The 24,636-nt window shown below is 66.1% G+C and carries 21 protein-coding genes and 3 pseudogenes; 5 read left to right on the top strand and 19 right to left on the bottom strand.

Annotated elements, in window-relative coordinates:
• Position 1: 1 nt before the first annotated feature.
• Genes AC6R2M_RS01105 through AC6R2M_RS01085 form a run of 5 tightly spaced genes read right to left on the bottom strand, consistent with a single transcriptional unit; the run spans position 2 to position 5,514 of the window.
• Positions 2-1,576, bottom strand: a complete 1,575-nt coding sequence (locus tag AC6R2M_RS01105; protein ID WP_500484657.1) for an ABC transporter substrate-binding protein — start codon at positions 1,574-1,576, stop codon at positions 2-4.
• A 19-nt stretch (positions 1,577-1,595) separates the two neighbouring features.
• Positions 1,596-2,627 (bottom strand): ABC transporter ATP-binding protein, encoded by a 1,032-nt coding sequence (locus tag AC6R2M_RS01100; protein WP_500484655.1) that lies wholly within the window; start codon positions 2,625-2,627, stop codon positions 1,596-1,598.
• On the bottom strand, positions 2,624-3,616 hold the full coding sequence (locus AC6R2M_RS01095) for an ABC transporter ATP-binding protein (RefSeq protein WP_500484653.1): 993 nt from the start codon (positions 3,614-3,616) through the stop codon (positions 2,624-2,626). The genes AC6R2M_RS01100 and AC6R2M_RS01095 overlap by 4 nt, the downstream gene beginning before the upstream one ends.
• Positions 3,613-4,515, bottom strand: a complete 903-nt coding sequence (locus AC6R2M_RS01090; RefSeq protein WP_500484651.1) for an ABC transporter permease — start codon at positions 4,513-4,515, stop codon at positions 3,613-3,615. The genes AC6R2M_RS01095 and AC6R2M_RS01090 overlap by 4 nt, the downstream gene beginning before the upstream one ends.
• A 3-nt stretch (positions 4,516-4,518) precedes the next feature.
• Positions 4,519-5,514: an ABC transporter permease gene (locus tag AC6R2M_RS01085; protein WP_500484649.1), complete on the bottom strand. Its 996-nt coding sequence runs from the start codon at positions 5,512-5,514 to the stop codon at positions 4,519-4,521.
• A gap of 83 nt (positions 5,515-5,597) precedes the next feature.
• On the opposite strand from AC6R2M_RS01085, the gene AC6R2M_RS01080 reads away from it, so the two are divergent.
• Positions 5,598-6,578 (top strand): LysR family transcriptional regulator, encoded by a 981-nt coding sequence (locus AC6R2M_RS01080; RefSeq protein ID WP_500484647.1) that lies wholly within the window; start codon positions 5,598-5,600, stop codon positions 6,576-6,578.
• A 969-nt stretch (positions 6,579-7,547) separates the two neighbouring features.
• Here AC6R2M_RS01080 and AC6R2M_RS01075 read toward each other — a convergent pair.
• From AC6R2M_RS01075 to AC6R2M_RS01045, 7 genes and pseudogenes are all read right to left on the bottom strand, one after another.
• Positions 7,548-8,969 (bottom strand): recombinase family protein, encoded by a 1,422-nt coding sequence (locus AC6R2M_RS01075; protein ID WP_500484645.1) that lies wholly within the window; start codon positions 8,967-8,969, stop codon positions 7,548-7,550.
• A 173-nt stretch (positions 8,970-9,142) separates the two neighbouring features.
• Positions 9,143-10,441, bottom strand: a pseudogene (locus tag AC6R2M_RS01070) (TRAP transporter large permease).
• Positions 10,438-10,947 (bottom strand): TRAP transporter small permease, encoded by a 510-nt coding sequence (locus tag AC6R2M_RS01065; protein ID WP_500484643.1) that lies wholly within the window; start codon positions 10,945-10,947, stop codon positions 10,438-10,440. Before AC6R2M_RS01065 ends, AC6R2M_RS01070 begins: the two are co-directional and overlap by 4 nt.
• On the bottom strand, positions 10,947-11,927 hold the full coding sequence (locus AC6R2M_RS01060; RefSeq protein WP_500484641.1) for a TRAP transporter substrate-binding protein: 981 nt from the start codon (positions 11,925-11,927) through the stop codon (positions 10,947-10,949). The genes AC6R2M_RS01065 and AC6R2M_RS01060 overlap by 1 nt, the downstream gene beginning before the upstream one ends.
• Positions 11,928-11,966: 39 nt before the next feature.
• Positions 11,967-13,145, bottom strand: coding sequence for an NAD(P)/FAD-dependent oxidoreductase (locus AC6R2M_RS01055; RefSeq protein ID WP_500484639.1), 1,179 nt, complete (start codon positions 13,143-13,145; stop codon positions 11,967-11,969).
• Complete coding sequence (locus AC6R2M_RS01050; protein ID WP_500484637.1) at positions 13,142-13,465, bottom strand: 2Fe-2S iron-sulfur cluster-binding protein; 324 nt, start codon at positions 13,463-13,465, stop codon at positions 13,142-13,144. The genes AC6R2M_RS01055 and AC6R2M_RS01050 overlap by 4 nt, the downstream gene beginning before the upstream one ends.
• Positions 13,466-13,477: 12 nt before the next feature.
• Positions 13,478-14,653 carry a cytochrome P450 gene (locus AC6R2M_RS01045; RefSeq protein WP_500484635.1) on the bottom strand — a complete coding sequence of 392 codons (1,176 nt, stop codon included), beginning with the start codon at positions 14,651-14,653 and terminating at the stop codon, positions 13,478-13,480.
• Positions 14,654-14,750: 97 nt separating this feature from the next.
• Here AC6R2M_RS01045 and AC6R2M_RS01040 point away from each other — a divergent pair, with 97 nt between their 5' ends.
• On the top strand, positions 14,751-15,641 hold the full coding sequence (locus AC6R2M_RS01040) for a LysR family transcriptional regulator (protein ID WP_500484633.1): 891 nt from the start codon (positions 14,751-14,753) through the stop codon (positions 15,639-15,641).
• A 163-nt stretch (positions 15,642-15,804) separates the two neighbouring features.
• Here the strand turns inward: AC6R2M_RS01040 and AC6R2M_RS01035 are convergent.
• A pseudogene (locus tag AC6R2M_RS01035) lies at positions 15,805-16,562 on the bottom strand (IS5 family transposase).
• A gap of 204 nt (positions 16,563-16,766) precedes the next feature.
• Between AC6R2M_RS01035 and AC6R2M_RS01030 the strand changes: the two are divergent.
• A pseudogene (locus AC6R2M_RS01030) lies at positions 16,767-17,183 on the top strand (IS3 family transposase); the annotation flags it as partial.
• Between the two features lie 156 nt (positions 17,184-17,339).
• On the opposite strand, the gene AC6R2M_RS01025 reads toward AC6R2M_RS01030, so the two are convergent.
• Both AC6R2M_RS01025 and AC6R2M_RS01020 read right to left on the bottom strand, forming a co-directional pair.
• Positions 17,340-17,657: an Atu4866 domain-containing protein gene (locus AC6R2M_RS01025; protein WP_500484631.1), complete on the bottom strand. Its 318-nt coding sequence runs from the start codon at positions 17,655-17,657 to the stop codon at positions 17,340-17,342.
• Positions 17,657-18,385, bottom strand: a complete 729-nt coding sequence (locus tag AC6R2M_RS01020; protein ID WP_500484629.1) for an SDR family oxidoreductase — start codon at positions 18,383-18,385, stop codon at positions 17,657-17,659. The genes AC6R2M_RS01025 and AC6R2M_RS01020 overlap by 1 nt, the downstream gene beginning before the upstream one ends.
• A gap of 133 nt (positions 18,386-18,518) precedes the next feature.
• Here AC6R2M_RS01020 and AC6R2M_RS01015 point away from each other — a divergent pair, with 133 nt between their 5' ends.
• Complete coding sequence (locus AC6R2M_RS01015) at positions 18,519-19,439, top strand: LysR family transcriptional regulator (RefSeq protein WP_500487439.1); 921 nt, start codon at positions 18,519-18,521, stop codon at positions 19,437-19,439.
• Positions 19,440-19,747: 308 nt separating this feature from the next.
• On the opposite strand, the gene AC6R2M_RS01010 is transcribed toward AC6R2M_RS01015, so the two are convergent.
• The 4 genes from AC6R2M_RS01010 to AC6R2M_RS00995 form a co-directional block, all read right to left on the bottom strand.
• Positions 19,748-20,095 (bottom strand): hypothetical protein, encoded by a 348-nt coding sequence (locus AC6R2M_RS01010; RefSeq protein ID WP_500484627.1) that lies wholly within the window; start codon positions 20,093-20,095, stop codon positions 19,748-19,750.
• Positions 20,074-21,129, bottom strand: a complete 1,056-nt coding sequence (locus tag AC6R2M_RS01005; protein ID WP_500484625.1) for a tripartite tricarboxylate transporter permease — start codon at positions 21,127-21,129, stop codon at positions 20,074-20,076. Before AC6R2M_RS01005 ends, AC6R2M_RS01010 begins: the two co-directional genes overlap by 22 nt.
• Positions 21,126-21,632: a hypothetical protein gene (locus tag AC6R2M_RS01000; RefSeq protein WP_500484623.1), complete on the bottom strand. Its 507-nt coding sequence runs from the start codon at positions 21,630-21,632 to the stop codon at positions 21,126-21,128. The genes AC6R2M_RS01005 and AC6R2M_RS01000 overlap by 4 nt, the downstream gene beginning before the upstream one ends.
• 142 nt (positions 21,633-21,774) lie before the next feature.
• Positions 21,775-23,082 (bottom strand): hydroxymethylglutaryl-CoA reductase, degradative, encoded by a 1,308-nt coding sequence (locus AC6R2M_RS00995; RefSeq protein WP_500484621.1) that lies wholly within the window; start codon positions 23,080-23,082, stop codon positions 21,775-21,777.
• Positions 23,083-23,218: 136 nt separating this feature from the next.
• Here AC6R2M_RS00995 and AC6R2M_RS00990 point away from each other — a divergent pair, with 136 nt between their 5' ends.
• On the top strand, positions 23,219-24,634 hold the full coding sequence (locus AC6R2M_RS00990; RefSeq protein WP_500484619.1) for an aminotransferase-like domain-containing protein: 1,416 nt from the start codon (positions 23,219-23,221) through the stop codon (positions 24,632-24,634).
• Positions 24,635-24,636 lie beyond the last annotated feature (2 nt).

The raw sequence follows: 24,636 nt of genomic DNA, 5'->3' as shown, positions 1-24,636 counted from the left end.
GTCAGTTCGCCTCCAGCGTCCAGGAAGCGGTTGTGTACTCGCTCATGTTCGGCACGTAGCCGACGCCCTCGCGGGTCGCCCAATGGACGCGCTGCCAGAAGAGCGGGATGATCGCGACATCCTCGAAGGCGATGCGGGTGGCGTTCTCCAGCCCCGCAATGCGGCCTTCGGGATCGAAATCCTCGAGAGCGGTGGCAAGCGCGGCGTCGAACTCGGGGTTCGAGTATCGCATGCGGTTGAAGGAGCCGGTCCCCGCTTCGGTGTCGTGCGTCTCCAGCAGCGCGGACAGGTTCGGCGCGGCGTCCGGCGTGGAGGTGCCGAGCGAGAAGACGAAGGCACCGTACTCGCCGCGCGTGGTGGCGGCGGCGTAGACGTTATAGGGCTGCGTCACGACGCCGTTTACGGTCAGTCCACCGCGGGCGAACATCTGACCGAGGGCCTGCGCGATGTCGCCGTCGCCCGCGAAGCGGTCGTTCGAGGAGTGGACCGTGATGCCGAAGCCGTCGGCGAAGCCTGCTTCCGCCAAGAGCGCTCGGGCCGCCTCGACATCCGCCGTGTCGGTAGGAAGGTCGGCGACATGGCCACCGATCCCCTCCGGAACGAGTTGGCCGGCTGCGGTGCCCGAGCCGTTGATGAGGCGGTCGATGATGAGTTGGCGGTCGATCATCAAGGACATCGCCTTGCGCACCCGCGCGTCCTGCGCGGGGCTCGGATCGAGCGGCTGACCGGCATTGTCGACGAAGAACGGAACGGCCCCCGGGCGCTGGTTGATGCCCAGATAGATCACGCGTCCGCTGTCGATGGATTCGACGCTGACGCCGGCCGTCGACTGGAGCCGGTCGAGATCGGCCGGCGGCACCGCGTCGATCAAGTCGACCGCGCCCGACAGGAACGCGGCAACACGGGCCGCGTCGTTGGCGATGAAGCGCAGCGTGACCGTCTCGAAGTCGGGCGCCTCGCCCCAATAGTCGTCGTTGCGCGACAGAACGAGTTGCTCGCCCGGCGTCCAGCGCTCAAACCTGTAGGGGCCCGTGCCGATCGCGGCCTCGCCCGAATTGAAAGCCTCGATTGCCTTTCCTTCGGCAGCAGCCTTCGAGACAATGAAGACGCGGCCGATCTCCTCGATCAGGGCCGGGGCGGGCGTCTTCGTGGTCACGCGCAGCGTCAAGGGATCGACGATCTCATAGGCTTCGACCGAAGAAACCATGTCGGTGAAGGGCGCCGGGCTGTTCGGAATGTCCTTCACGCGCTCCAAGGAATAGACCACGTCCTCGGCCGTGAAGTCCGAGCCGTCATGGAATTTGACGCCCTCGCGCAGCTTGATCTCCCAGGTGAGCGGGTCGAGATTGTCCCAGGAGAGCGCGAGGCCCGGCGAGATCTGAAGCTGCGGATCGGAGACCACGAGGCGGTCGAAGATATCGGTGGCCGTCATCTGGTTGTTGGCTGAGCGGGAGAAGTGCGGGTCGATCGCGGAGGGCTCGGTGGCGCGTCCGATGGTGACGTCCTGCGCCATCGCGGCACCCGTAAGAGCAAGCGTCGCGCAGGTTGCGAGGAGGAAAGGTCTGAAGGCGGTCATGCGAGGATTCTCCTTCGTGTCACGCCGCCGCGGGGACGGGCGGACGCTCGGTTTCGGGCAGGTCGTTGAGATGGCAGGCGCTGCGATGGCCGCCGGCCACCTCGCGCAAGGCTGGGCGCTCGACATGGCAGCGCTCGAAGGCGTGCGGGCAGCGCGGGTGGAAGTGGCATCCTCGGGGCGGGTTCGTTGGCGAGGGGATCTCGCCCTTGATCGCCGAGAACTGGCGCTTGCGCACATCGATGCGGGGGATCTCTGAGAGAAGGGCGCGCGTATAGGGATGGTTCGGCCGGGCGAACAGATCGTCTGCCGGCGCCGACTCCACGACGCGCCCGAGATACATGATGACGACGCGGTCCGAGATGTGGCGCACCACGCCAAGATCGTGGCTGATGAAGAGATAAGTGAGCCCTAGATCGCGCTGGAGCTCCATGAACAGATTGATGACCTGCGCCTGGATCGAGACGTCGAGCGCGGCGACGCTTTCGTCGCAGATCAGGAACTTGGGGTTCACCGCGAGGGCGCGCGCGATGCCGATACGCGCGCGCTGCCCGCCAGAGAACTGGTGCGGGTAGCGCGAGCGCATGTCCGGGTCGAGCCCGACCTTCTCCAGAAGCCCGGCGACGAAGCCGTCCTTATCCCCGCGCTTCACGAGCCCGTGCACCACGGGCGCCTCGCCCACGATGTCTGCGACGCGCTTGCGCGGATTGAGCGCCGACATCGGGTCCTGGAAGATGATCTGCGCGTCGAGCCGCGCCTGGCGCGCGGCACGCCCGCGCAGCGCACCACGCTCGCGGCCCTCGATCAGCACCTCTCCGTCCGTGGCCGACAGGGTGCCAGCCATGATCCGCCCGAGCGTGGACTTGCCGCAACCCGACTCGCCAACGAGGCCTACGACCTCGCCCCGCGCAATCTGTAGGTCGACGCCGTCGAGCGCATGTACCGTAGTGGGCGCGCGCTTGGCGCCAAAACGGGCGGCGATGCGGTCGGCCACATCGAGGTCGGTGGTGAAGCGCTTCGAAACAGCGCGCGCCTCGGCGAGGATGTCGCTCATCGGGAGGCCTCCGTCCGAGGGTGGAAGCAGCGCCAGGTGCGCGAGGACGCGCGGTCCTCCGGCGGCTCGGTGCGGCAGATTTCGGTAGCGTGATCGCAGCGCGGTCGGAAGGCGCAGCCCTCGGGGCGCTTCAGCGGCGGTGGCGCCGACCCCCGAATCTGGCGAAGCGGCGCACCGCGATCGTTGGCGATCGGGACTGAACCGATGAGGCCGATCGTGTAGGGATGGACGGGAGCGTCGAGCACCTCGTCGACGGTGCCCTGTTCCACGATGCGGCCCGCGTACATGACTGCGATCCGGTCCGCGAGGCCGGCGACGACGCCCAGATCATGGCTGATCCAGATCATCGCCATGCCGAACTGACGGCATAGCCCCTGCACCTGCGCAAGAATCTGGGCCTGGATCGTCACGTCGAGCGCGGTGGTCGGCTCGTCGGCGATGATAAGGTCGGGCTTGTGAAGAAGTGCGATGGCGATCGCCACGCGCTGGCGCATTCCGCCGGAGAACTCGTGCGGATAGGCCTTCAGTCGCTCCTGAGGCGAGGGAATACCGACGAGGCTGAGCGCCTCGACGGCGCGGACCCTGGCCTCGGCGCGCCCGACCCGCTCGTGCGCCAGGACCGTCTCGACCATCTGCGTCTCGATGCTGAGCACCGGATTCAGGGTCATCATCGGGTCCTGGAAGATCATCGCGATGCGGTTGCCGCGAAGGGCGCGCATGCGAGCCTGGCTCGCCTCGGTCAGTTCCTCGCCCTTGAAGCGGATCGAGCCGCCGACGACACGTCCGGGGCGGTCGACGAGGCCGAGGATGGAGAAGCCAGTGATCGACTTGCCCGAGCCGGACTCGCCGACGAGACCGAGGATCTCGCCGCGCGCGACCTCCAGGCTGACTCCATCGACCGAGCGCACGACGCCGCCCGATGTCGGGAACTGCGTCTGGAGATCGCGCACGAGTAGCGTCTCTTCGGGGGCGGGGGTCTGCGCGCTCATGCTGCGAGCCTCGGGTTCAGCACCTCGCGCAGCCGGTCGCCCACGATGTTGATCGAGAAGACGAGTACGAGCAGGAGAAGGCCGGGAAAGACCGACATCCAGTAGAGTCCAGCGAGGAGCACCTGGTATCCGTTGGAGATCAGGAGCCCGAGCGAGGGCTCAGTGATCGGCAGGCCTATGCCGAGGAAGGAGAGTGTCGCTTCCGCCGAGATCGCGCTCGCCACCTGGATTGTGCCGATCACGATGATGGGCGGCATGCAGTTCGGCAGGAGATGGCCGAAGACGATCCGGGCCGGCGACAGGCCGAGGCAACGCGCTGCCTCGATGTAGTCCTTGGAGGTCTCCACCAGCGCGGTGCCGCGCACGGCACGGGCGAAATAGGCCCATTGCACGAAGATCAGCGCGAAGATGACCTTAGCCGTCCCCTGGCCGAATACGGCGAGGATGATGAGGGCGACGAGGATGGTCGGGAAGCCGAGCATCAGGTCGACGATACGCATGATCAGCGCTTCGAAGCGCCCGCCGAAATAGGCAGCGGCCAGACCGAGCGACGTGCCGATCACGAGTGCGCAGACGCCGCTGACGACGCCGACGAGAAGGCTTGTTCGCAGGCCGTAGAGCATGGCCGACACCATGTCGCGGCCCTGCCCGTCGGTGCCGAGGAGGTAGCGCATGCCCTCCATCGATTCGGAGCCCGGCGGCAGACGGGAATCGAAGATCGAGAGCTGCGCGAGGTCGTAGGGGTTCTGCGGTGCGATAAGCGGCGCGAAGATCGCCGCGAGAACCAGAAGTAGGCAGACGATCGCGGCGAGCGTCGCCTTCGGGCTCGACAGAATGCCGTGCAGCATCCGCGAGGCAAGCGTGTCGGACGGCATCCGGCCGGCGGCGAGGAGGTTCATCGCTCAACCCCTCCCGCGCACGCGCGGGTCGAGGACTGCATAGAGCATGTCGACCACGAAGTTGATGAGGATGAACATCGTGACGATGACCAGGATGTACGCGACCACGACGGGGCGATCGAGATTGTTGATGGAATCGATGATCAGCTTGCCGACCCCCGGCCAGGCGAAGATCGTCTCCGTGACCACGGCGAAGGCCAGAAGCGAGCCGAACTCCACACCCATCACCGTGACGAGCGGGATGAGGATGTTCTTGAAGACGTGGACCGAGACGATCCGCTTTTCGGTGAGGCCCTTGGCGCGCGAGAACTTCACGAAGTCGAGCGGCATCGTTTCCTGAACGCCGGTGCGCGTCAGCCGGATCACCAGCGCGATCTGCGCGAGCGCAAGGTTCAGCGCAGGGAGGAAAAGGTGCCGCAGCCCCTCGGCGGTCGCCAGACTCGTGGTGATCCCCAGGATCTCGCCCGTTGGCCCGCGGCCCGTGGACGGCAGCCAGCCGAGCCAGACCGCGAAAATCATGATCAGCATCATGCCCTGCCAGAAATTCGGCAGGGAAAAGCCGAGGATCGAGCCCGTCATGATCGTCTCGTCGACGGCGGTGCGCGGACGAAGGCCTGCCCACATGCCGAGCGGCAGGCCGATGATCAGCGACAGGACGAGCGCGACGAAGGCGAGTTCCAGCGTCGCAGGCAGGCGCTGAAGGATCAGTTCGATCGCCGGTTGGTTGAACACGAAAGAGCGTCCGAAATCGCCTTGCAGCGCATTGCCAAGGAAGGCGAAGTATTGGACGTACAAGGGCCGGTCTAGCCCGAGGCTGGCGATCACCTGCTGGCGCTCGGCCATGCTGGCGTCGGCCGGCAGCAGGATTTCGAGCGGGTCGCCGACCGCGTAGACGCCGAGGAAGACGATGGCCGAGGTCAGGAAGAGCACCACGATGCTTTGGGCCAGTCGTCGGATGATGAACGCCACGAAGCGCCTCCTCGCGCAGTGGATGAGCATTCGTCGGGCAGCGAATGCCGTTGGGTGCAGTTTGGGCAGTGCTGCGAGGAGGCCGCAATATTATGAGGGGAGCGGGTAAGCCTATGCGCTCATCGCATAGCGATCCGAACGTCGCGGATGTCAGCCTGCGCCAGCTCGAAGTGTTCCGCGCGATCGTCGCAACGGGATCGACGCTCGGGGCCGCGCGCAGCCTCGACATCTCCCAATCAGCCGTGTCGCGGCTTCTCACGCAGCTGGAGGAGACCCTGGGGATACAGCTCTTCTGGCGCGAGAAGGGACGGCTGATCCCCACGCAGGAGGAAAAGCTCCTGTTTCCTCAAATCCAGGACCTTCTGGAACGCGCGCTGCGGCTACGCCATTCGGCCGATGAGATCCGCCGCGGGAACTCCGGTGCGGTTTCTCTTCGCGTCGCCTTCCCGAATTCAATGACGCTCGGCATTCTACCGACTCTCGTCAAAAGCTTTCTCGCCGAGAACAGCGAGATCGTGATCGAAGTGATGACGGGGCCCTACAATTCGATCGAGCGCATGATCATGGACGGAGATGTCGAACTCGGCTTCCTGCGCCTACCATTGCAGCAGCACGCGATCGACACAACGGCCGTCATAGAAACAGACAGCGTTTGCGTCATGACGCGCGATCATGCCCTTGCGTCGCGTGAATGGTTGTCGGTGGACGATCTGCGACATCAACCGCTGGTGCTTCTTGGCCGACAGCGCGCTCCGCGTCGCGACGTCGATACCGCCTTCTTTGAGGCCGGCGTCACTCCTCGTGTGAAGGTGGAGACGCATTCAGTCAGCGCGGCCTGCGGCTTCGCCGCAGCGGGTATTGGCATCGCCATCGTCAATCGTCTGATGGCCCAAGACTTTGGACATCTGTCGACGGTCTCGATTCCCCTTCGCCCGGTGATCTCACACGTTTTCGCGCTCGGCTTTCTAAAGTCGCGTCCTCTATCGACGGCGGCCCGTGCATTCGCCGACCATTCGGCCGACTGGATGCATAAGTTTTCCAGTCCGCAAACGCACGTGTCTCGCCGAAGGACAGCGGACGTTCCAAAAAATTAGGTCGGCTCTGAGCCGCCTGCTTCCTTACGGTGGGTCGAGCGGTACGAGCGCCCCGTGAATCGAGCGTTCTTATATCCTGTCACGCTGGCGTCCGATGCCTGCGTACCTGCGTGCCCATACACGCGGACGGCAGACGGCTTCGATCCGCGCCATCAGAAGCTATTGCCGTCGGAGAAAGGTTGGCGACCTTCTCGCGGAACTCGGCCGTCAGATGTCGGATGCGGCGTCGACGTTCACGTTGGCTAGCGTCGTCGAACCTCGCTCGTCGGCAGCAGGAGCGTACATGTGTAGGGAACGCAGCGCCCTGTCGGCCGGGTCACAAGTTGCGCCGCGTTCGCTACGTTGTCCGATCAGCAACGATCGCGCAGTCGCATTCTCGACGTTACGTGTTCAGAGCATCACCGATCCTTGTTAATTGATAAACATTCCCTGTTCACAGCTTAGGGATTTTCGCGGCGCCCCCTTTGAAACAACGACCTTCGGGCACCGATAGCCACCCTCTCACCGCGCGACCGCACGAAATATCCCTGTATCTTCCCGTCTAACAGGGAAATGGGCTCTTAGAGACTGGTTCGCATCCGACTGGGTCATCCACCATTCACCGTTGTCGCTTTCTGCAGATTCCGAGACGCGTGGAATATACACGCCATTTCTGTGGGTTAGTGCGGTTCATGCGTCGTCGCGTGGCTGGCCGCGACAGTCGAGACGCCGAGATTTGCGGTCCAGTCCCCTGCGTCTCTGTTGCCGCTTCTCAAAATTCAGTTCGCGCCTTTTCGGATGGTCCTGCGATCCGCGTTCCGCAGGCGCCGGATGTGACGACCGTCTCAACTCCCACAGAAAAGCGCTTCCGAAAACTTCTAAGGATCGCGTCCATTGGGACAGCGCGCGCACTCGCAACGACCGGCAGAGGCTACGCGGGACTTCGACGGTCAGTTTCCGCCGATCGAGTGATCGCGAGACCGGTGCGAGTCAGAATCCAAGTTCGTCGCTCTGCTGCGTCCAAGCTAGAGGCAGATCGGTCTGACGGGCCATGTGGATGACCGACAGATCGCTCGGCTGGCGTCCAGTCAGGATCGCGTCGGTGACCTCAGGCGACAGGAAGGCGAGCGGCAGGACGCGTCCGACGTCCTCCGCGCGCGTGCCATAGCGCTGAGCCACCTGCCGCCGATCCAGTCCCTCGACGGTCGTCGCGCGAAGGTAGAGATGGGCGCGGGCGGTCATCTCGATCAGCGGCCGGTCGGGACGCGCGGGTGCAGCCTCCTGCCCCTCGGTCACCAGACGTCGCTCGAAGCCGCGCCGCCGCATCGCCAGCGGCAGGCTGATCGTGTGAAAGTTCGATGTGTCAGCCGCCGACGGCGTGTTCGCCTTCGGTCCATCGAGATCGATGTTGGAAGGGGAAGCTCGATCATCGCCCGCAGCTCGATCCGCCAGCGATCCGGTTTCCGGGGCCGCTTTCGACCTGAAAGACCGAGCGGCTTTGCCAGCCCGTATCGAAGCGGGCGGCGATCCGTCGGATGCAAGCAGAAGCCCGATGAGCTCCCGTCGATTGACGCTCAGTTCGACGCTGATCGAAGAGACCGTGACACGGTCGATCATCGCCGCCAGCAACCGGCGCAGGCGATCGGTGGCCTTAGCATCAGCGAGTTCCTCGCGCAGTTGCGTCGCTCGGCGCAGCGCCACTTCGACCGACCCGTCCCGTCCCGCTGTCTCCAGCCATCGCGTCAGCGGCGCCGCGTCGTCCAAGAGCTTGCGCAGCTCACTGATCACCAATATCTCGATCTCGCGCGCGGAAAGGCGCAAGGCTGAGCTGCGATCTGCATCGTTGGTCTTGAGAAGAACCTTCGAGACGTAGTACCGGTAGCGCTTGCCGCCCTTCGTCGCATGGGTTGGTCGGCAGGGGTCGCCGACCCCGTCGCGGATCAGGCCGGCGAGGAGGTGGACGTCCGGCTGCAGGGTCGAGCCACGCGGGCACTGCGCCTGTTCGGTCAGCTTCGCCTGCACGGCATTGAAGAGGTCCTGCGTCACGATCGAATCATGCTCGCCGGCATGAAGCGTCTCGCCATGCCGCACACGACCGACATAGATCGGGTTCGACAGGATGTAGTACAGCTTGCCGCTGCCGATCCGTACGGAGGGCCGCCGCCGTCCCTGTCCCGTATCGCCGGTGAGGAGGAGCGCCCCGGTCGTGCCTGCATCCAGTGCCTGATGGACATCGCTGACCCCGAAGGAAACGACATTTCGGCGTGTTGTCAATCCATCGCCTGACGACAGATAGTCCGCAGTCAGCGGCGTTATCTTGCGCAGATCGCGCTCTACAACGACACTAGTCGCGACCAGCCCTATCACTCTTGGTTTGAAATCGCGGCCAATCTTAATTCTTCGTATTCCCACTCTTCACTTCGTTTAAACACATTATCTCTGTGTCTACGAAAATTGCATCGGGCGAGAATCTCGGGCCCGCTTTGATAAGCGAAGACGACAACAGGCCCAAATAGTAGCTCACCGCTACGAATTCGGCAGATACGCGGAATGGATTGAACAATCCAGGCGGCTTTGTAAGAGCCTTACATCATCCCCGGCAACCACAGCGCGACCTGCGGGACGGCCACGATGATAAGAAGGCACAGCAGCATCGCGAACCAGAAGGGCGTGACCCCTCGAAAGATGTCTCCGAGCGGCACGTTGCGGGCGACGGACTTCACGATGAAGACGTTGATCCCGACGGGGGGCTAGATCAGGCCCATTTCGAGCGTCAGAACCACGAGGACGCCGAACCAGATCGGGTCGATCCCCAGTTGCAGCACCACCGGCATGAAGATCGGCAGCGTCAGGACCAGCATCGCCAGCCCTTCCAGAAAGCAGCCCAGCACCAGGTAGATCGCAAGGATTACCAGAAGCGTGCCGTAGACGCCCAGATCCAGCGTCACCAGCATTCCGCTGACCTCGGCCGGCAGGTGGCTGAGAGCGATGAACGGGTTGATCAGATGCGCCGAGATCAGGATCAGCATGACCGAGGCGGTGGTCACGATGCTGCTGCGCGCCGCCCGCCAGAAGCTCGCCAGCGTCAGGCTGCGGCTGAGTGCGCCGATCAGGATGACGAGGGCGGCGCCGACGCCGGCGGCCTCGGTCGGAGAAAAGATGCCGCCGTAGATGCCGCCGATGGTCACCAGCACCACCGAGAGGATCGGCACGGCCCCGAGAAACGCGCGACTCTTTTCGGCGGCCGTGGTGGCGGGACCTTTGGGACCCATCTCGGGCCAGATCCAGCAAAGAGTCATGACCGTCAGGATAAACAGCGTGAGCAGGAGGATGCCGGGCAGGACGCCGGCCCTGAACAGGCGTCCGATGCTCTGCTGCGTCAGGATCGCGTAGATGACGAAGCCGGTGGAAGGCGGAATCAGGATGCCGAGCGTGCCGCCGGCCGCAACGACGCCGGTGGACAGGCGCGGGCTGTAGCCGAAGCGGTCCATTTCGGCCAAGGCCGTGCGCCCCATTGTCAGCGCCGAGGCAACGGACGAGCCCGACAGCGCCGCGAATCCCCCGCAGCCGATCACGGTTGCCGAGGCGAGCCCGCCCCGGATCTGGCCGATGCACGCATAGGCCGCGTCGTAGAGCCGCCGGCTCATGCCGGTGACGCTGGCGACGTTGCCCATCAGAATGAACAGCGGCACCACGATGAGCTCGGCATTGGACGAAAGCGCAAAGGTTTCCGACGACAACAAGCCGATTGCGGCGGGCAGGCCGTTCAGCAGCCAGATGCCGCAAAAGCCGACGGCGAACATGGCGAAGGCAACGGGTACGCGGATTAGGAGAAGAGCCAGCAGCAGCGCAAGGCCGAGCGTACCGACAAGAACGGGACTCATGCCAGAGGCTCCGAAACGGCAGGCTTGCGAGGCGCACCCGACAGCAGGAGGGCCGCGCGCAGGGCCAGTGCCAGCAGGGCCACGGTGGAAAAGGCGACCAGCGTGTACTGGAACCACGCCAGCGGCAGGCGCAGCAGGTTGGTGGACAGGTTCAGCATCTCGCTGAGCTGCGCGCTGTTCCAGACCGCCCAGGCGATCAGCGCGAAGATCAACGCGCCCAGGAGGGCCGAGGCGACGTCGATCACGCGGTTTAGCCGTTCGGAAAAGGCGGTCTCAAAGATATCCACCACGATGTGCCCGTCCAAGCGGTCGCACAGCGCCATGCCGCCAAAGACGATCAGCACCATGGTCATCGTCACCATGTCTTGGGAGCCGTAGAGCGGGCGACCGAAGTTGCGCCCGACCACGTCCACGAGGATCACACCGACCACGAACAGAAGCCCCGCCGTGCCGATGAAGGCGGACAGACCGATGAGCCTGTCCGTCCAGCGCATGAGCGCACCCATCACTGCCTGCGCATTGCGGTCAGCGCCGCCTCGCCGCCGACATTGGCGACATAGGCGTCGGTGACCGGAGAGAGGGCCGCGTAGAAGGCCGCGATTTCGTCATCGGACAGGTCGATCACGGTGGTTCGGTCGGAGTTGCGGGCAGCCTCGATCCCGGCGTTGGCGGTCGCCTTCCACGCTTCCTCGGCGCGGCCCGACATCTCTACACGCATGTCGCGGTCGAGCGCAGCCTTGGCCTCCTCCGGCAGCCCGTCATAGGCGGACTTGTTCATCACGGTGAAGAAGCTGAGCCGCCCGAGGTTGGCACCGAGCGACATGGTCCCCACGACCTCGTCCAGCTTGAAGTCGGACAGAACCGAGGCGCCGCTGACCAGCCCGTCGATGAGGCCGGTCTGCAGCCCGTTGTAGACCTGCGTGATCGGCAACTGCACCGGGGTCGCGCCGAGCGCTGTCACCGCATCGGCCGCCGCTGCGCCGGAAACCCGGATCTTGAGGCCGCGCAGATCCTCGGGGCTGCGGATCTCTCGGTCGCGCATCATCAAGATGTTCGGCTCGGAGCCCCAAAGCGCGATCACCTCGGTCATCGGGAACTCGGAGGAAAGCTCGGCATCGAAGGCGAGCCACATCGCATCGGATGCGGAGGCGTCGAGATCAAGAGCGCCGGGGAGTTCGGCGATCATGGTCTTGGGGAACTGCGAGGACGTGTAGCCGGGCAGGCCCCAGCCCATCTCGGCCGTGCCCTGCACCACGCGGACATATTGATCGGCCGGGCCCGCGCCCAGTTCGCCGCCGTGAAAGGCGCGCAGCGTGACAGCACCGTTGGTCGCCTCGTCGAGCGCCTCGGCCAGGGGCTCGATCTGCGAGCTGTTGATCGTATGCATGGGCGCGGCCCAGTTGGCGTAGCGCAGTTCCTGCGCCTGGGTCGCCACGGTCAGCGCCAGTGCGGCGGCCGAGGAAAGGATCAGGGTCTTCAGGGTCATGATGTCCTCCCAAACATCTTCGTTGATTTCAGATCGTCGTCAGGTAGCGGTCTTCAGCACCGTCTCACGCATCGTCTCGAGCGTGATGGCATTCCCAGCCGCGAGCAAGCGCCGCGCTCGCATGTGCGCACCGGTGTTGTTCACGGTTTCCAGCGCGGCGACGCCCGCCGCATCGACGCGGGCGATGATCCCGTCCGCGATGATTTCTTCCACGCAGCCCGGCTCGGCCAGCCCGGCGATCTGCAGCTTGCGGTCGGCCTGGTCGGACCAGAACCATGGCACGGCGGCATATGGGGCGTCCGCACCCTTGGCGATCTGCGCGGCGATGAGGCGGGCATGGTCCGTCGCCGCCTGCACGTTTTCCAGCCGCACCTGGCGCCCGCTGCGCGGATCGGGAAAGCTGGCGCAGTCACCGAGCGCGAAGATCGCCGAGTCCGAGCTGCGCAGGCGGTCATCGGTGCGGATGCCGTTCTCGATCACCAGACCCGCCTCCTCGGCCAGTTCGGTGTTGGGACAAACGCCGGCCGCGAGCAGCACCGTCTCGGCGGCCACGTGGCGGCCATCGGCGAGCGTGACACCCGTCTCGTCCACGCCGGCCGCCGGCTGGCCGAGGTGCAGCTCGGTTCCCCAGCCTTCGTGAAGCGCCCTGAAATGCGCCGACATCGAAGGTGAGACCACACGCGCCATTAGCCGGTCCGCCGCCTCGATCACAGCCACCTCATGTCCAAGCTTGCGCGCGGCGGCGGAAAATTCGAGGCCTATGAACCCGCCCCCGATCACTGCCACGCGGCGCGGACCGGCCAGCACCTCGCGAAGGCGCCCGGCATCGGCCAGCGTGCGAAGGTCCAGCGCGCGGGCTAGCCCCCGGATCGGAGGGCGCAAATTGCGCGTGCCCGTCGCCAGGATCAGCCGGTCGTAGTCCAGCCGTTCCCCGTCCGGCAGCACCACCTGCCGCGCGGTGCGGTCGATCGCCTCGACCCTCGTGCCGGGCCGGTAGGTGATGTTCTTGGCCGCAAAGAAGCTCTCGGGCCGCAGGGTCAGGGCGTCCGCATCCCCTTCCACCAGATAGGCCTTGGATAGCGGGGGACGCTGATAGGGCAAGCCCGGCTCGACGCCGATCAGGGTGAGGGAACCGCCATAGCCCTCCTGCCGCAGGCTGATCGCAGCCTGAAGACCGCCCTGCCCCGCACCGACGATGACGACGCCCGGCCCGCTCAAAGCTGTTCCGCGGGCAGATGGACCACGAGTCCGTCGAGCTCGGCCGTCAGCTTGATCTGGCAGGACAGGCGCGAGCGGTCGGTCGCCTCCGAGGCGGCGCCCTCGAGCATGTCGTCCTCGCCGTCCTCGCGGGCGCCGGTGCGGTCCGCCCAAGCCTCGTCGACATAGCAATGGCAGGTGGCGCACATCATCGCGCCGCCGCATTCGCCGACGATGCCGTCCACGTCGTTGGCGACGGCCGCCTTCATCACCGACTGCCCCTCGGGCGCGACGATCCGGGTCTTGCTGCCGTCCGGGTGGACGAAGGTCAACTGGACCATGAGGCTCCTCCTTCAGTTCAGAACGACCGGCAGGTTGATCGGGCCGCGAAAGCCGAAGCCGCGCCACTGGACCGCTGCCGGGTCGGGTAGGGTCATGTTCGGGAAGCGCTCGAACAGCATCGGCAGGATGATCTTGCCGACCGTGCGCCGCGCGACATGAGCGCCCGCGCAATGGTGCGGCCCGTTGCCGAACGCCTGGTGCGGGTTCTTGTCGCGGAAGACGAAGAACTCCTCGCCGTTCTCGAAGATCTCCTCGTCGCGATTGGCCGAGGCCTGGATGGTCATCACCGTCTCGCCCTTGGGGATCTCGAAACCGCCCAGCTCGGTATCGGCGGTGACGAGGCGCGAGCTGGCCTGGATGGGCGCGACCCATCGGATCGCCTCTTCGAAGGCCGCGCTCCAGGCCCCCTGCGCCTTCACCTCGGCCAGCTGGTCGGGGCTGGTCAGCAGGCCGAAGACGGCGGTGGCCAAAGCATCGCGCGGCTCGTTGATGCCGCCGCCGATGGCGATCTTGAGATTGGCGTGGATCTGGCTGAGCGGGATCGGGTTCTCGGCCGTCAGCATTACGGAAAAGGCCGACCCGTCCGGCTCGACGATGCGCAGCGGCGCGAGGCGGGCGAACAGGGCGTCCATTTGGTCGTTCGCCTCGTTCGAGGCAGCAAAAGGCTCGGGCCGCCAGCCGAAATTGCCCGCCCCATCGATCAGCCGCTGCGACCAGCGCTGCATTTCGTCGTCGCTCGCCTCGGGGATGCCGAGGATATGGGTCAGGATGCGCGCCGCCAGCGGGCCGCAGAGCGTTCCGAAGAGGTCCACCACTTCGCCCCGCGGCAGGCGGTCGAGGTACTCGGCGGCAAGCTTCTCGTAGAGCGGGCCCCAGTCGCTGTTGATCCGCTTGGGCGTCAGCGCCGGGTTGATCGCACGCCGCTCGGCCAGATGCTCATCGCCGTCCTTGCGCATCAGCGTGTGGGCGCGGAAGGCGGGCTTCATCGGCGTGTTGGGATCGTCGCTGCTGAACAGGACCGGGTCATCCTTGACCAGCTTGGTCAGCGCCGCCTTGGTCAAGAAGGTCCGCCGGGCTGATGCCACACGCATTACCGGCGCCTCGGCCCGCAAGCGGCGGTAGGTCGGATAGGGATCCAGCGTCAGCTGGTCCAGTGTGATATCCGTATCCAGCGGTGCTAGCGCCATGATCGTCCTCCTCCGACACGGAAGCTAAACCGTGCCGGGATTGCCGAACCAGACGATGGGTTTATTATCTGCCATCAAAAGATCTGATGGAGGCTCCGTGATCCCCGATCCCCGCAGCCTGGACTTCCACGCCCTCCAGACGCTGCGGCTGGTTCATGAACTCGGCTCGTTCAGCGCAGCGGCCGAGCGGCTGGATGTGAACCAGTCGGCGGTCAGCTACACGCTCGCTAAGCTGCGTGCCTGCTTTGGCGATCCCTTGTTCGTGCGCGAGGGCGGCCGGCAGGTCCCGACCCTGCGCGGCGAGCGGCTGCTGGCCGAGGCGGGACAGATGCTGGACCTTCTGAGCGAAATGGCACAGGCCGACCGCTTCGAACCGGCGACCTCGACCCATACCCTGACCATCGCCTGCAACTACTACGAGCGGGTGCTGCTGATCCCTCGCATCATCGCCGCCCTGCGGGCCGAGGCCCCCAACATGACTATCCGCGTCGTCAACGCGCTGGGCGACGGCCACCACCGCCTGTTGGCGCGAGAGGCCGACGTGCTGGTCGGCCCCTTCGGGCGCAGCGAGTCGGGCTTCTACGTCCGCCGCTTCCACACCGAGGAATATGCCTGCTTGATGGACCCGGCCCATCCGATGGCGGGTCGCGACCTGAGCGTTCAGGACTATTTCGCCCTGCGCCATGTCCTGATCAACTACGGCGGCGGCTGGAAGTCGGCCTATCTGCAGGAGTTGGAAGCGGCGGGCCACCGGCTGGAGCCGACGCTGACCGTGCCGAGCCCAGCGGGACTTGCCGAAATGCTGGCGGGATCAAATTTAGTGGCGACCCTGCCACGCCGGCTCGGGGCGCGCATCGCCGGCCGCATGGCTATGAGTGACTGCCCCTTTCGCGGTCGCTTCGACTTGTGCGTCGTATGGACGGCCCGCACCAACGCTTCGGTGATGCATCGCTGGCTGCGCGAGATCATGCTGGCCCATTGCTCCTGACCGCGCCGAACGACCGGGAGGTTGCAGACGAGCTCATTCAAGGCACTCACTGCCGCGACGGAGCGAGGCCCTGTTTCGTCGGCAGAGGGTCGGGAAAATCGAGCAGCTGAGAGACACCCCGCGCCGTGCGTACGGCGACCTTTTGCCTAGGTCGGATCGACATTCAGCGCATCCAGTTCATCGCTGTGGCGAGATGAACGAAACCGGTGAAGTGGATGGTCCGCCTGTCGTAGCGGGTCGCAAAGCGGCGGAAGTGCTTGAGGCGGTTGAAACACCGCTCGATGCGGTTTCGGTGTCTGTAAGCGGCCTCGTCGTAAGGGATCGGCTGCTTTCGGGAGCGGTCGGACGGGATCACTGCCTCGGTGCCCATCGCGGCGATGAGGGCGCGCAAGGCGTTGCTGTCGTAAGCCTTGTCGGCCAGAACCGCCGCCCCTGCCTGGCCTTCGAGCAAGGCCGGCGCATGTGTGACGTCGCCGACCTGCCCGGCCGTCACGATGACGCGCAGCGGTCGTGCGAGCGCGTCGGCCAGCATGTGGGCCTTCGTCGTCAATCCGCCTCGGGGACGCCCCAATACCTGATCCTTGGCCCCCCTTTTCCATTCGCCGCCTGCTGGTGAGCGCGCACGATGGTGCTGTCGATCATCAGATACCGGTTATCGCGCTCGGCCGTCAGAGCTCCGAAAATGCGCTCCCAGACGCCGGTGTGACACCAGCGGCTGAAGCGCCGATGCACGGTCTTCCAGCGCCCGTATCGTTCCGGCAGGTCGCGCCAGTGCGCGCCGAACCGCAGCACCCATAGACATTCGTTGACGAACGGGCGGTTGTCCGAGCCCGTGCGGCCGGGATCGCCGGCCTTGCCGGGCAGAAGAGGTGCGATCCGCTCCCACTGCGCATCGCTCAACTCGTACCGCTTCGCCGCCATCCGAAGGCTCCATGCTCAAAACACGGAACCCCGTGAACCAGCGACCAAACCGAAACGGAATCGTGAATGTCGATCCGACCTAAAGCCTCGTTCTTAAGACTGGAATCGGCGTTGGCTTTTATTGCCGGCTGATTCATCAGCCTGAGGCGCTACGGCTCGGTGGTAAGGGAAGGCTCAAAGCTTCGAGCTGTAGTGTCAGCCGACCTGCCGATCGCCCCGTCGACCTACCACGACCACGTCACAAGCGCGCCAACCCAGCGAAACTATCGGAGCAGGCGAAGCGGACGCGGTCCTGAAGGCCGAGGTGCACCGAGTGTTCGTTGAGAACTTCGGCGTCTATGGCGTTCGCAAGGTCTGGCGGCAGATGATGCGCGAAGCCTTCGTTGTCGCCCGATGCACCATCTCGCGCCTCATGCGGGAGATGGGTCTGAAGGGCGTCGTACGGGGCAGAAGCATCCGCACCACGATCCCCGACACTGCGGCTCCATGCCCGCTCGATCGTGTGAACCACTTCTTCAGGGCGCCGCCGAACATGCTCTGGGTGTCGGACTTCACTATGTCGCGACCTGGTCCGGCTTCGTGTACGTCGCTTTCGTCATCGATGTCTTCGCTCGGCGTATCCCCCGGGTCTGGCCGTTGGCCAGCCCGAGTGCCGTGCGGCGCGGCGGAGAACCCTCCACGTATCGGCTTCGCTCACCTCGCCGCGGCGATGGTCGGCATACGCTGAAAATCGATCCGAGCTGGGCCACCTCGGCGCACCGGGGCGGCCCAGATTGATCAGCGTCGTCGGCGCAGCACCATGCCGCCGTGATGGAGCGTGTTCTGGTCCACGAAGTCGCCATCGGCGGTGAAGCCGGTGTCGTCCCAGTATTCGATGTGGGTGCCGGTCACCTCGTAGCGCCCGCGATAGGCGCTCTCGCGCGTGCCGCGCGCCTCGTCATAGCGCCCATTCGCCAGGAGCTCGTGGCGCACGTGATCGTCATCGGTCACCCAGAGGCCGATGTAGGGATGGTCTCGCATGGTCGTCTCTTCGGCGTTCAAGGGAGTGATCGACGCGGCCAGGAGAGCCGCGCCGGCGAATGCGGAGCGGGCCATCAATGGGCCGACCGCAGCGGACGCACGACGATCTCGCTGACGTCGACGTCGTCCGGCTGCTCGAGGGCGAAGCGAACGGCCCGGCCGATGGCGTCGGGCGTCAGCGCGATCGAGCGATAGCCTTCCATCAACGCCGCGGCATCCGGGTTCGTGATCGTCGAGGCGAGTTCGCTCTCCACGACGCCGGGATGGATACAGGTGACACGGATGTCCCGTCGCTCCTGCCGAAGCCCGTCCGAGATCGCGCGCACCGCGAACTTCGTCGCGCAGTAGACGGCCGCCGTCGGCGAGACGGCGAGCGCGCCGATCGAAGCGATGTTGACGACGTGGCCGGAGCCGCGCGCCGTCATCTCCGGCAGAACCGCCGCGATGCCGTAGAGAACGCCCTTCACATTGACGTCGACCATCCGGTCCCACTCATCGACCTTCAAGGCGGCCAGCGGGGACAGGGGCATGATGCCGGCGTTGTTGACGATCGCATCGACGCGTCCGAACTGTGCGCGTGCCGTGTCCGCGAACGCCTCCACGTCGGCACGGTCGGTCACGTCCAGCCGTCGGGTCGCGACGGTGGCGCCGGCCTCGCGAAGCGTATTCGCGAGCGCATCGAGCCGGTCGGTCCGGCGAGCCCCGAGCATGAGCCGTGCGCCGGCCGATGCGAGTTCGCGGGCGATGCCTTCGCCGATGCCGGACGAGGCGCCGGTGATGAGAACGGTCTTGTCGAGAGCCATGAGGGCCTCCTTGAGTTGGGTCCGGGATCCCGCTGCGACCCTCGATGGCCGCGCGGTTGCGCAACAGGTAGACCCACCCCATTGTCGCCAGAAGACCGCGTGTTCTGCACACGCTGGAAAGAGAAAATCGACAATGCGCGACGACCTCAACGCTCTCTCCGTCTTTGCGATCATCGCCGAGGAGACCAGCCTCAGGGCAGCAGCCGACCGTCTCGGCGTCACCCGCTCGGCGGTCAGCCAGACGCTTCGACGCCTGGAGGCCGATCTCGGCGTCGCCCTCGTGCGACGCACGACGCGAAGCATGAGTCTGACGGAGGAAGGCGCACGGCTGCGCGACGAAATCGCCCCCGCGATCGCGGACATGCGTGCGGCCCTGCAGGGCGTGCGTGGGGAAACGGGCGAAATCCGCGGTCAACTCCGCCTCGCCGTCTCCTCCATCGCGGAAAGCGTCCTGTCGGGAGCGCTGCTGGCGGAGTTCTGCCGCGATCACCCGGCCGTGCAGCTCGACATCCTCGTGACCGACGAGGAGTTCGACATCGTCGCCGCCGGGTTCGACGCCGGAGTCCGCCTCGGCGAGGTGATCGAGGAGGACATGATCGCCGTGCCGGTCTCCGCGGACCAGCGCCATGTCGTGGTCTGCGCACCCGCCTTTCTCAAGAACATCCGCACGCCGTCACACCCGCGCGAGTTGGCTCAGCACCGGTGCATCGGCTGGCGACCCGGACCGCGAACCGCACCGTACCGCTGGGAGTTCACCCAGGACGGGCGCGACTTCGTGGTCGACGTCGAACCGGAGATCACCACCAACGACATGGCGTTGATGGTAAAGCTCGCCCGCGCAGGCGCTGGCCTATCCTTCGGCATGGAGGAGACGTTTCACGACGATCTCGCGAGCGGGACACTCGTCAAGCTGCTCGAACGGTTCTGTCCGCCCTTCCCGGGTTTCTTTCTCTATTATCCAAGTCGCCGGACCATGTCGTCGCGGCTGCGGGCCTTCGTCGATCATGCCGGTCGCCATCGGCGCGGCGGGCGCATCAGGAACTCGGCGGCCTGACGGGAGGCGATCGGCCGTAGCCTTCCCAGCCGATCATGGCATCGACCGGCGCCTCGAGACAACGCTGGAGCGTCGGCAGTGGCAGACGATCCCGCGATCTCGCCCGTCGTTCCGGGACGGTCGCGGCGTCCGGTCGAGCCGACCGGAAACGAACGATTTTCCAGCTGTTCGTTCGCCGTGGAAGCCAGATGTCGCATGACCTTCGGCGGCTTCGGGCGAGCGGTATCCATGGTTTGCACCGCGCCGGTCAGCCGGCGCGGTGCCATCATCAGGTCGGAACGACGACGGACGAAGCCTGCCCGGCTCGGTCAGAACAGGGCGATGAGCGCCGGCACGGTCAGGATGGCCGTGTAGAAGCCCATGAACTGAACGCCCGTGTTGAAGCCGATGATGCGGTAGAGCAGCCCGCCGACGAGCCCGACCGTCGTGATCACCAGCACGCCCAGAATGCCGCCTTCCCAGCCGCCGATCACGAGCACCAGTCCCACGAAGGTTGCGATGATCGCCTCGTGGCTGATCTTGCGCGAGACGAACATGGCCGCGGTGCGCGCGTAGTTCATCGCGAAGGGATAGGCGATGAGGCCGGCAAGCGCGACCGCGAGAAGCCCGTAGCCGAGGAACTCCAGCGGCGACATCAGGGTGTGGAGGTTCTCCACCTGTCCGCTCGCGCTGTCCACCGTGAAGCGCGGCGGCGCGACGAAGAGGGGGCGGCCGGGCCGGCCGCGACGGGGCTCAAGGGAAGGCCGAACGCGATCAGCGGGATCATCGCCTCGGCGATGTAGGTGGATTCCGTCACGCCGTTGCGCACCGAGAGCACCGTCGTCAGCCGGTGGTAGGCGTGCTTGATCCGGGCGCCGACGGCCTCGCCCATGATGACGGTCATCGCGACCGGGCTGAAGACGAAGGTGGCGCTCGTGACCGCCGCTGCGCCGGCGGTCCATTTGATCTGCGCCCGGTCGAGAACGCGGAGCGGGTTCGGCATGTAGCCCGTCCAGGACTTCACGTCCGGTGCCAGCGAGAACTGGCGTGGCCCGTCCGCCTTCATGTTCGCGCGCTCGAGCGGCGACAGGACGGAGAAGAGCGAGGCGACCAGCGGGCCGACCGCGATCCCGAGGAAGTAGCTAATCGTCAGCGGCGTGTCGTAGCCGGCGGTGAAGGCCCGAAGCGCCACGATCATCAGGACGAAGGGCACGAGAGCCGCGACCGAGGCCCAGCGTCCGGCCGAGAAATAGGCGATGAGAAGCGCCGCGACGAGGAAGAGCCAGGGCGCGGAGCTGGTGATCACCGAGGCGAAGGGCGCCAGGATCAGCGCGAATCCGACCGAGAGCGGCACCGCGATGAAGGCGGCGAGGAGCCCGCCCGAGATCATCTTGCGCAGGGCGATGTGCGGCACGCCGAGATTTCGAAGCGCGGTCGCCTGCGGCATCAGCGGGATCGCCAGCGTGTCGCCCGGAATGCCGAGAAGCGCGGTCGGAACGGCATGGGTCAGATGCTTGGAGACGGCGGCCGCCATCCAGAAGGTGAAGATGCCGACCGGCGGGACGCCGAGCAGCACGACGACGAGCGTCACCGGCGCGATGGTCGCGGTTTCGTCTGTTCCCGAGACGAGGCCGATCAGCGAGAAGAGCACGGCGCCGAGGACACCCATGCCGACCGCTACGGCGATCTGGAAGTAGAGATCGTCCATCATGCCCTCCCCTGCACTGCGGCCGACCCTGCGGCGTCCCGCTCCTCGCGTGCGGCGCGTTCGGCGAAGAGGTCGTAAAGGCCGAGCTCCTTCAACTCGGACACGGTCGCAGGCGACAGATCGCTCATCCGACCGATGCCGCCGCGCTCGGCCGCGAGCTGGTCGATCACCTGCTCGTGCCAGGCGGTGTCGGCGATCCGTTCGTGGACGACGCGCTTGGGCTTGAACAGGACGGCGCACACGGCGCCCGACAGGATGCACCCGACGATGCCGACGAGCATGCCGTAGGCGCGGGCCATGGAGGGATCCTCGACGACGCGCGCAAAGAGCGCCGACGCGCCGAGATAGGCCGTCAGGCTGATCGCGGCTCCGATCGGAATCGCCAGCCGCAGGTCCCTCAGGGCCACGACATCGCCCCAGACCTGCGTGAAGTCGGATGCGCCCGGGCTTCGGGGATCGCTTGCGGTTGCCCGCCGGGGGATGTTCGCCCCGTCGTTCTCGGTCATATCGTTTCCTCCCGCTTCCTCGACCCGTCTCCCGGTGAGGTCGCGCCTTCCGGCGCGACTGCTCCCCTCGTCACACCGCTCCGGGTCGAAGGGCGGCGGCCGTTCGTCCCGCGGCGCCCAAGCGCCGCGGGCTTACGCCTTCTCAACCGCGCAGGCGGGCCAGGATCTCCCGGGCCTTGTCGGTGCGCACGTCGTGTGCCGCCGCAAGCTCGCGTGCCACCGCCTCCACCTCCGGGCCGCTTGCCCCGGCAAGGATCGCGATGTTGCGGGCGTGCAGGGCCATGTGGCCGCGCTGGATGCCCTCTGTCGCCAGCGCACGCAGCGCGGCCATGTTCTGGGCGAGGCCGACCGCGACCGTGACCTCGGCCAGTTCCTGCGCGGATCGGACGCCGAGCACGCGAAGGCTCGCCTGCGCGGCCGGATGGGTCTTCGTGGCTCCTCCGACGAGGCCGAGCGCCATCGGCATTTCCAGCGTGCCGACGAGATTGCCGTCGCCGTCCTCCTCCCAGGTCGAGAGCGAGGTGTAGCGCCCGGTGCGCGACGCGTAGGCATGGGCCCCGGCCTCGATCGCCCGCCAGTCGTTGCCGGTGGCCACCACGACCGGGTCGATGCCGTTCATGATGCCCTTGTTGTGCGTCGCCGCGCGGTAGGGGTCGATGGCCGCCATCTCATAGGCGTCGAGGATGCCGTCGATCATCCGACGGCCCGAGAAGTCCTTCGTCGCGAGCGACGCTTCGGCGATGCGCACGCTGGCGCGGGCGATGCGAAGGTCGGCGAGGTTGGAGAGGATGCGCAGGCGAACCTGCCCGCCCGTCAGCCTCTCGACGAGCGGCGCCGCCGCCTCCGCCATGGTGTTCACCGTGTTGGCGCCCATCGCGTCGCGCACGTCCACCAGAAGGTGGAGGACGATCATCGGCCCGCGACGCGTCTGCGGGAAGACGTGGATCTCGATGTCGCGGCAGCCGCCGCCCAGACCCACCAGAACCGCATCGCGCCCGTTGGCGAGAGCGATGATCTCCTCGCGTGCCTTCAGAAGGGCGAGCCGGGCGCCGTGCGGGTCCTTCAGTCCCAGGACCTGGATCTGGGCCCGCATGATCGGCAGCGTGCTCGACGTCGAGAAGCCGCCGTTGTCCCGTGCGATCCGGGCCATGTAGGACGCGGCCGCGACGACGGAGGGCTCCTCCACCGCCATCGGCACGAGATAGTCCCGGCCGTTGACCGTAAAGTTGGTGGCCACGCCGAGCGGAAGCTGGAACGCGCCGACGACGTTCTCGATCATGCCGTTCGCCCGCTCCGGGCTCAGAGCGTTCGGATCCGAAAGCGTGCCGGCCTCATCGGCTGTCAGGCCGGCGGCTCTGGCGACGGCCGCGAGCCGCTCCTCCGGCGTCAGATCCCGCATGCCCTTCAGGCGCGAATCGACGTCGGCCGTCGGACGGCTCGTGGAATGCATGGGGATCCTCCTCCGAATGAGCCGGCCTTGCCTCTCGGCCGACGCTTGGCATAATCGTCCTTTCCTCAATGGGGACAATCAAGGGACAGTAAGGGACGAATTCGCCCGGATTGTCCCTGCCTTAGAAGGTGGACAATTGGCTCGCAGAGCGGAGGGGTCTTCCACGCGCGTCGATGCGATCGTGGCGGACGTGAAGGAGGAGATCGCGCGCGGCATCTACGCGATCGGCGATCGGCTGCCCGCCGTGCGTGTCGCAGCGCAGCGCTACTCGGCCTCGAAGAACACCGTCGCCGAAGCCTACGACCGCCTCGTGTCCGAAGGCATCCTGCGGGCGGTCGCTGGATCCGGATACTACGCCGCACAGAGGAGCCAGGGGCTGCGCGCCACGACCGCCCCCCATTTCGTCGAGGCAGCAGACGCGGTCTCGCTCCTGCGCGAGCAGTTGGACCCGCAGCTCGCCCTGCGTCCGGGCGATGGGCGGCCGCCGCCCTCCTGGATGGAATCCTCGGAGCTCCGGCGGCATTTCGGGGCGTTCCGTGGCGGGGGCGACGTCGATTTCGGTTATGGCAGCACGGAAGGCTACGCGCCCTTGCGCGAGCGAATTCAGCATATGCTGGGGGAGCGGATGATCGCCGTCGAGCCGGGCGGCCTTCTTCTGACGAACGGCGCCAACCACGCACTCGATCTCGTGATCCGCCAGTTCCTGGAACCCGGCGACACGGTCTTCGTGGACGAGCCCGGCTACTATCCGCTCTTCGCCAAACTCACCCTCGCAAAGGTCAGGATGGTCGGCGTGCGACGCGCGCCCGACGGGCCGGACCTCGAAGACCTGCACCAGAAACTGCCTCTCCACCGACCCAAGCTCTTCTTCACGCAGTCCCAGGCTCACAATCCGACCGGGACCTCGCTGACCCCAGCCGTCGCCTTCGCGCTCGTTCAGGCATCCGAGGAGTGGGGCTTTCGCATCGTCGAGGACGACGCCTTCGGCGACATCGTTCCTGCGAGCCTGCCGCGTCTGGCCGCCCTCGGCCGATTGGACCGGGTCATCCATGTCGGCTCCTTCTCCAAGACGCTCTCTGCGAGCCTGAGGACGGGCTATGTCGCCGCCCATCCGACGCTCGTCGCCCCCTTGCGCGACATCAAGATGGTCACGACCGTCGCGACGTCCGATCTCGTGGAGCGCTTCGTCTTCCAGTTGATCCACGACGGCCATTATCTACGCCATCTCCGACGCCTGCGCTCCAGATTGGCGAAGGAATGGGCCGCGACGCTGGAGGGGCTCGGAGCCCTTCTGCCGGAGCCTTCCGCAGCGAACCAGGTCGGCTACTATCTCTGGCTCGCGTTGCCGGCCGGCACCGACGAGGCGGAGCTGTGCCGACGCGCGGCTGCCGAAGGCATCTTCGTCGCGCCCGGCGCGGTCTTTTATCCTCAACGTTCGGACCGCCACCCGCCAGCCCTCCGCATCAACGTCGCCCATGGCGCCGATCCGCGCTTCCTCGACTTCCTTGCCGGGGCCATCGGCTCGGCACGCGCCACCCCTTCGAACCGATAGAA

The sequence above is a fragment of the Aureimonas sp. CAS genome, assembly GCF_059838215.1.
The sequence above is the reverse complement of the archived record's forward strand: the minus strand, read 5'-3'. Positions and strand labels throughout refer to the sequence as shown.